Below are 7,423 nucleotides of genomic sequence, written 5' to 3' on the forward strand. Positions count from 1 at the left end.
GTGATGCTGCCTTTAAAGAAGGATTCCGCGAGACGGAGTTAATGGCAGCGGGCTTGGTACGTCGCGGTGACCGCAGTCTCTACGATTTTTTTCGCAATCGTTTAATGATTCCTATCCGTGACGTTTCGGGTAATGTGGTTGCTTTTGGCGGCCGCGATCTTGGCGACAGTCCAGCGAAATACATCAATTCGCCGGAGTCGATTATTTATAAGAAAAGCCAAGTATTATATGGTCTTCATGAATGCCGTGACGGTCTTCGTAAAAAAGGCTGTGCTGTTTTAGTGGAAGGTTATTTTGATCTCATGCGTTGTTTTGACGCGGGCTTTAATTATTGCCTGGCGACCTGCGGCACGGCGTTGACCTTTCAACAGGCCATGTTGATCAAACGGTATGCGCAGGAGGTGGTGGTCGTTTACGACGGTGACGCCGCGGGCATCCGTGCGGCGCTCCGCGGTATCAGCCTGTTGTTAGATGCCGGGTTGACGGTGCGTGCGTTGACGCTTCCCGACGCGAAAGATCCTGATGATTATATTCGTGATGAAGGCGCAGACGCTTTCGCGTCCCGGTTGGAAAATGCCAAAGATTTTGTCAGTTATTACATCGCTATGAATCGCGATCAATTAGAGACTATCGAAGGGCGTACAGAAGTGGCGCAGAACCTTTTCGGGTTGTTGCGTTCCATGGACGAGCCCCTTCGTGTGGATCAGTATTTACATCGCATCGCTTCCGGTCTCAACATTCATATTTGGGAATGTAAGCGTGCTTTCGAAGATTATTGGCGCAATCAGCGCGGCCCTGCCCGTATGACCAGGGTTTCGAGCGGTAAAGACGCCGGGGCTGCTGCGAGCAAGCCGACGAAAGATCATGTCGATTTTATCGCGGCGCTCATGTTCTATCCTGATCTCCACGTTTCGGTTTTGGAGCTTCTCGATGAAATAGAGTCGGACTTGCCGGCGTTTATTCTAGCCGGGCGCTTATGTCGCAGCGCAGACACAGATCTGCTTATGAGTGAGCTTGAAACGGAAGCAGAACAGGCGCTGTTTTCGGCGGCGTCCGTCGTGGACAAAATGGATGAAGAACGAGCCCATTTTATCGTGAATGAACTTATAATTCGTTTTCGTGAGAATGCTTGGAACGCCGAGATCCACCGTCTGCATCAACAGCTTCAAGAAGCACAGCGTGATCAGGACACGGCGCGTACGACATCATTATATGACCGTATTGTTACTTTGAAGCGCAACATTGAAGCGCTTTCCACACAACAACAATAAAGAAATAACTAATGACCATAGTATTCACTATTTGCCTATGTATCAACTTGCAGTAAAGGATTATGTGTGAACAAGAAAGATAGCACAGCGACTGAGATTTTGTCCTCTCCGGAAGCCCAAGAAACCCTTGAGCGCGCCAAGAGCAGTAAGACGATTACTTATGAGGAATTGGACACCTTGCTCCCGCAAAATGCCAGTGTGGAACAAATCGACGACATCATGATTTCTTTGTCTGACACAGAAATTGAAATTGTCGATGATTTGAAACTGGACAGTGTCAAGAGTGCTGCGAAAAAGAAACAGGAAGAGCAAGCGAAAAAGCTGGAACAGCGCCGTCAGATGATGCATCGCAAGGCGGATCGCGCTGATGATCCGGTGCGCATGTATCTGCGCGAAATGGGCCGTGTTCCGCTACTGACCAAAGATCAGGAGATCGTCATTGCCAAACGCATTGAGGCCGCTGAACATGAACTGATCGATGTGATTTTGAACGCGCCTTTCACGATTAAAGAGGCGCAGATGCTTGCCGCGCGTATTCTTGCCGGACGTCTCCAATTTGACTTGATTTGTGAAGAAGAGGACACGCAATTTCACAATCGTTTTGTGAAGGAGCTGCCGGAGAACATGGAGAAGATCGGCGCGCTGGAGCTGAAGATTGAAGCCCAGGAAAAGCGTCTTCGCCGCACAAACCTATCAGAAAAAAGCCGTCAGAATGTGCACAACCGTATCCGTGACTTTCGCCAACAGCAGATAGAGGTGATTCGCAGTTTCCGGCTAAAGCCCCGTGAGATTGTGAAAATTGGTCGGAAGATTAAAGGGCTGCGCCGACGCATTACCACGGCTCATGATGATATTGACCGCATCGAACGGGAAATCGGTTTTCCCAGCGATGAAATTATTAAGCTGAGTTCGCAGTCACGGCGTAGTTCGAGCGTTCTTAAAAAGCATGGCATTGAAAAAGAAACGCTTTTTGAGGTGGAACGTCGCTTGCAGATTGCGCGCCGAAAATTGGAGCAAATCCGCAATGATTCCCGCATGAATCCGGAAGAGGTCAACGAGCTGATTCATGACATCACGACGAAAGAAGACAAGATTTACTGTGCGAAAATGGAATTGGTTGAAGCGAACTTGCGTCTCGTCGTCAGTATCGGTAAAAAGTATATCAACCGGGGCATGTCTTTCCTTGATCTCATTCAAGAAGGCAACATCGGCTTGATGAAGGCGGTGGATAAGTTCGAGTATCAGCGTGGCTATAAATTCAGCACCTATGCGACGTGGTGGATTCGTCAAGCGATCACCCGTTCCATCGCGGATCAGGCGCGCACCATTCGTATTCCTGTGCACATGATTGAAAATATTAATAAACTGCTTCGTACCAGCCGCCGCTTGATTCAGGTCTATGGGCGCGAACCTACAGCGGAAGAAATCGGAGTTGAAATGGGCATGAGTGCAGATAAGGTCCGTGCCGTGTTCAAAATTGCGCAAGAAGCGGTCAGCCTGGAAATGCCTATTGGTGATGACGGCGACAGCGTATTCGGCGATTTCATCCCCGATCCCTTTGCCGAAGATCCGGCGAATTGTGCGGCTTTCATGGTCTTCCAACAACGGCTTGGTGAAGTGCTTAAAACCTTGACCGAACCAGAAGAACAAGTGATACGTCTGCGCTTTGGGCTTGGCGACGGTTATCCGCGAACCCTTGAAGAGGTGGGCGGCGTCTTCCATGTTACCCGTGAACGTGTCCGTCAGATTGAGGCGAAAGCCTTGCGTAAACTGCGCCGTCCTGCACGTTCTAAAAATCTGAAACCTTTCGAAAATTGGAACCTTGAGTAAGTATTCACAGTCTAGACTATGATCCCGATTGTGTTAAGGAACGTTTTTTCCTGATCTTTCAGGAGGAACGTTCTTTTTTTTGTCCCAATCAAAACGAAAAAGAAACGGTCACTCCCGCGAAGTGACGGCGTGTACCGGTAAGGTGAAGGAATTCATTGATGAAGCGGCCTTTTGTTGTTCTTATCCTATTGTTTCTTGTTGCTGTACCGACCAGCTCTTCCGCTGCCTCCGATAGGGGCGCTGACGAGCCTTCTTGGAAATTGCCCTTGCAGCTCAAGGAAAAGATGCTCGAAGAGAACAACGTGGCGCATCATAATATCTTGGGGCTCTATCCGAGTCAGGTGGAATTACCCTTGGACGGCAGCCCGGTAGATATTTCGACACGGGGCTACTGCAATATCGCACACGCAGTATGTTGGACAGCCAACTATCTGATGGGCGCTTCCTATCGCTTCGCGTTCTTAAAAGATTCAGGAGCGCCTGCAGAAGAAGTGGGGCAAGCCCAAGCCCGAGCCGACGAACTCTTTGAAGCCCTGTACCGATGTCAGCTCGTCACGGGCGTGCGGGGGCTCCAGTCACGGGGCTACGCCTTGGGGCACGGGGAATCCTACGAAGAACGGGAGGGGCACCGTTCCAGCAATGCTTGGTATCAAGGCGCTGGCGCGTATAAAGACCTCCGTTGGCGCGGCAGTCCCAGCCATCACAACTACAGTGATGCCACGGCGGGTCTGTGCGCCTATTACGATCTGGCGGCGGAAGGAGTACAGCGTGAACGCTGCCGAGAAGCGATTGATGCACTCGTTGGGTACTGGGTCGACAATGACCTTAACATTCGGCATTTTGACAGTCGTAAATATACACCTATACTCGGACTGCACGACGGCAAGACACTGAACATGCGGATCATGATGGCGATTGCAGGCGCGAAAACGGCTCATCATGCTACGGGTGATCCGAAGTATCTCGCCATGTATGAACGCTTGATTGATCAATTCGGCTTGCGCACGCTGCACAGCCTCAGCACGGAAAAGGATTTTGATGACGCCGAACATGTTTTCTGTCATCTTGAGAATTTGTTCCGTATTGAAAAGGATCCGGAACTGCTTGCCGCCTATGGGGGGGTTGCCGATGCGTTATGGGCAAACCACAAAGACGACGGGCAGACCTTGTTCACCTATATCTATTTTAGCTTGCGCCCTGACGCTCCGCATCGCGAGAAGGCTTTGCGCGAAGGGTTGTACGCGCTGCAGACATGGCCCACGGACATGCTCATACGCCCCACCATGAGCAGCCTTCATCCGGAATTGAAGCCGCCCTACCCCGTCTATGCCGCTGCTTGGGACAATGAATATATTTGGAAGGGGCATCTGCTGAATCCTGATGGCTGGCTAAGCCGTACCGTGCTGGGAGTCGCCGTGGCGCAAGAGGATGATCAGGTCATTTACGCTTTTGATACGAAAGGCGATCTCTATCAATCTCGCGACGGAGCCGCCACAGCGGCGCAGTGGCACTGCATCAATCCTGTCTATCCTGCCCGTGTGCGCGCCGTGGCAGCAGGACCGCGGTCACGTATGATTTACACCGCTTGTGCGGACGGGTTTTACGCGTCTATGACGGGCGGCGAAGGGTGGCAGCAGCTGAGCGTGCCGGAAATGGGCGGTGCGGCTGTGGACGTGCAGGTGGTGCACGACGAGAACATCACGGTCTACGCTATTCGCGAGAAAGCCGTATATGCGAGCAGTTTTAAACGGGAACGGGATTTGGACCGCCACTGGCTTCTTGCGGAGAAGCCCGAGGAAGCGGCATCGGGCGCGCTTCAGTTTAGAGCGGATCCTGCAGGCGTGATGAAAAGCACCGACGGCGGCGCCAACTGGGAGCTTAAAACACAAGGCTTGGACATTGCCCGCAGCGATACCGTCTTTACACCGAAGCATAGCAATTTGATTTTTGCGGGCACGCCGGCGGGTCTCTATATTTCCAAGGACGAAGGCGAAAGTTGGGAACCGGGCCATTTGGTCTTGCAGTTTACTAAGAATAGCCGTCGTGATTTGGGCGGCGCGGCGTATATCGATGCCTATTGGCGCGGCCGTTATTATGGATTCATCTCTGATGACGAGACAACGACACCCATGCCTTGAGTCATTGGACGGCACAGCCGTAAAGCGTTTCAAGAACCGATAAATAAGATCTAATGTGTTGTTTATAGATGAACCTGCGGTGTAGTTAAGCTTTTGTGTTTTCACTTTCTTTTGTGGCACTATCATGCTTATGAACAGCTCTCAGGATAGTACCGGGAAGCCCTTACAGCTTAAGCGCAGCATCGGTCTTGCAGGTGCTTCCGCGCTGGTGGTAGGCGGTGTTATCGGCGCAGGTATCTTTGTCATGGTTCGTGATATTGGCGCACTGGCGGGCACGGCCATCTGGCTTTCTTTTCTAATCGCCATTACGATCAGTATGGTGGGTGTTATTCCTCTTATCCAGCTTGCCGGTTCTCTTCCCTCTGCGGGCGCGGGCTATATGTTTGTGAGTCGTATGATCCGTCCCGGTCCCGGCGTTTTAGTCTCTGCATGGGTACTGCTTGGCGGTGCCTGTTCCGTATGTGTTGCCACGCGCACCTTAACCCAATACCTGCAAGGCTATATCTTGTCGGAGGTGCCGGTAGGCATTTTAGCGGTCGCCATCCTCATCCTTTTTTATATCATCTATTGCTTTGGTGTGCAGCTTGCTCTGTCATTGCAGCTGGTTCTTGCCCTGCAATTTCTGAGCGCCCTATTGTTGTATGCCGGGGCAGGGCTCTTTCATGGCGGCGTATCCCTTTCGCTGCCCGCCTCTGCGTCGCCCGCTCCTTTTCTAATGAGTGTACTTTTATGCTACGCCTTGTGTTTAGGTTTCCAGATCATTGCGGAGATGGGCGAGGAAATCCGTGATGCACGGCGCACCATTCCCCGGGCGCTGCTTATCGGCGGCGTCTTGGTTGCACTCATTTATATCTTGGTGGGCATCGTCTTTGTGAACACCCTTCCCTTTGACGCGGAACGCTATGCGGCGCTGAAGGCGCCTCTTCGAGAATCAGCATCGCTTTTTCTGCCAGCGGGCTGGGTACATTTTATCGGCTTAGGCGCGCTTACGGCAGGCTGTGCCGCTTTGAACGCTGCCGCATTGACGCTGCCCCGAGAGATCTTCGCCCTTGCTCGGGATGGTTTGTTGCCGGCAGGTCTCGGGAAAATCGACAGACGCACAGGCAGCCCCAAGAATGCGGTATCTCTTTATTTTTTACTCGTAGCGGCCTTGTTGCTCTGCCCCCTTGATACGGATTTTTACGGATATATGGCTGCCATCGGCATCCTTGCCATCTCAAGTGTATTGGGTGTAGCCGCGATCCGTATGTACACCCATTTCCCGGAACATTATGCCCGCGCCTATATCCAATTCCCGCCTGTCGTATTGTATGGCTGTGCGGTTATCGTCTTGTTGGCGTCGATCGGTTTCGCTGCTGTGGTTATCCATGAGCGACCCATCATCGTGGCAGTATATTTGGTGTGGACGCTGCTCGTGGGGCTTTACTATAAAGTGAGAACGCGTACTTTCACCGAAGCCCATTGGCGGCGCCTGTCCGAATTTCACAGCCCTTGACAGGCACAGCTGTCTTGTGTTGCGGCTCCCTCTAAAAAAACGCGCTCAGATTCAATCTATCGTGCAGGTTATCAGGGCCTTTGTCGCTTCCGGCAGCGATATGTGAAAGCTTTGCTTCCTTTCGTTGTTGAGGACAACGTTGATTTGATAGGTGCCGGCAAAGCCGCGAAAGCTGAAGCGTCCCTTTTCATCGGTTTTGCCGGTGCATTGGGTCGTCCAGTCCTGATTGATCAGTTGGTCCAGGGCATGCCATACGGGTTTGGGTGTTAGGTTTTCGTCGGTGAGTCCGCCCAAGGCCTGTCCTTCATTGCCGTAAGCGGTCTTATCGGCAAGGTTCCACCATGTGATGCCTGCCATCCTTTTTATACTGAACCAGAGTCGATATAATTGTTTGACCGCCTGCGCTTGGTCGGTAAAGCCATTGTCGCCGCTGCCGGGAATGGTAATTTCGGTGATGTACAGGGGCAGCTCCAATTGTGAAAAGCGTTCATAGACCGTCATCAGATTATCGGGTTGGAAGGTAGGATCATGGGGAAAATATTTGTGGAAGTTGTCTCTGGAAAAGAAATGGAATTGAAAACCGATACCTTCTATCGGTGTGCCCGCCGCCAACAAAGTTTCCACTTGCTTCAAATATTGGTTTTCCGCCACAGGCTTGTGGCTCACTTGCGTAACCTCGTTGATCATGA

Annotated in this window: 5 protein-coding genes; 4 read left to right on the forward strand and 1 reads right to left on the reverse strand. The window is 51.7% G+C overall.

Annotated features, from left to right (window positions below; all coding sequences use genetic code 11):
* The 4 genes from GX117_04355 to GX117_04370 all read left to right on the forward strand — a co-directional run.
* Window positions 1-1,271, forward strand: a 1,271-nt coding sequence (locus tag GX117_04355) for a toprim domain-containing protein (protein NLO32575.1), incomplete at its 5' end; no start/stop codon positions are given.
* Between the two features lie 66 nt (window positions 1,272-1,337).
* On the forward strand, window positions 1,338-3,101 hold the full coding sequence (rpoD, locus tag GX117_04360; GenBank protein NLO32576.1) for an RNA polymerase sigma factor RpoD: 1,764 nt from the start codon (window positions 1,338-1,340) through the stop codon (window positions 3,099-3,101).
* A 158-nt stretch (window positions 3,102-3,259) separates the two neighbouring features.
* Window positions 3,260-5,239, forward strand: coding sequence for a hypothetical protein (locus GX117_04365; protein NLO32577.1), 1,980 nt, complete (start codon window positions 3,260-3,262; stop codon window positions 5,237-5,239).
* Window positions 5,240-5,363: 124 nt separating this feature from the next.
* Entirely contained in the window at window positions 5,364-6,734 is a 1,371-nt protein-coding gene (locus tag GX117_04370) for an APC family permease (GenBank protein ID NLO32578.1), read from the forward strand.
* A 51-nt stretch (window positions 6,735-6,785) separates the two neighbouring features.
* Here the strand turns inward: GX117_04370 and GX117_04375 are convergent, their stop codons facing one another.
* Complete coding sequence (locus GX117_04375; protein ID NLO32579.1) at window positions 6,786-7,400, reverse strand: hypothetical protein; 615 nt, start codon at window positions 7,398-7,400, stop codon at window positions 6,786-6,788.
* Window positions 7,401-7,423 lie beyond the last annotated feature (23 nt).

The organism is Candidatus Hydrogenedentota bacterium, assembly GCA_012523015.1.
In the GTDB taxonomy this organism is placed as follows: Bacteria; Hydrogenedentota; Hydrogenedentia; order Hydrogenedentales; family CAITNO01; genus JAAYBJ01.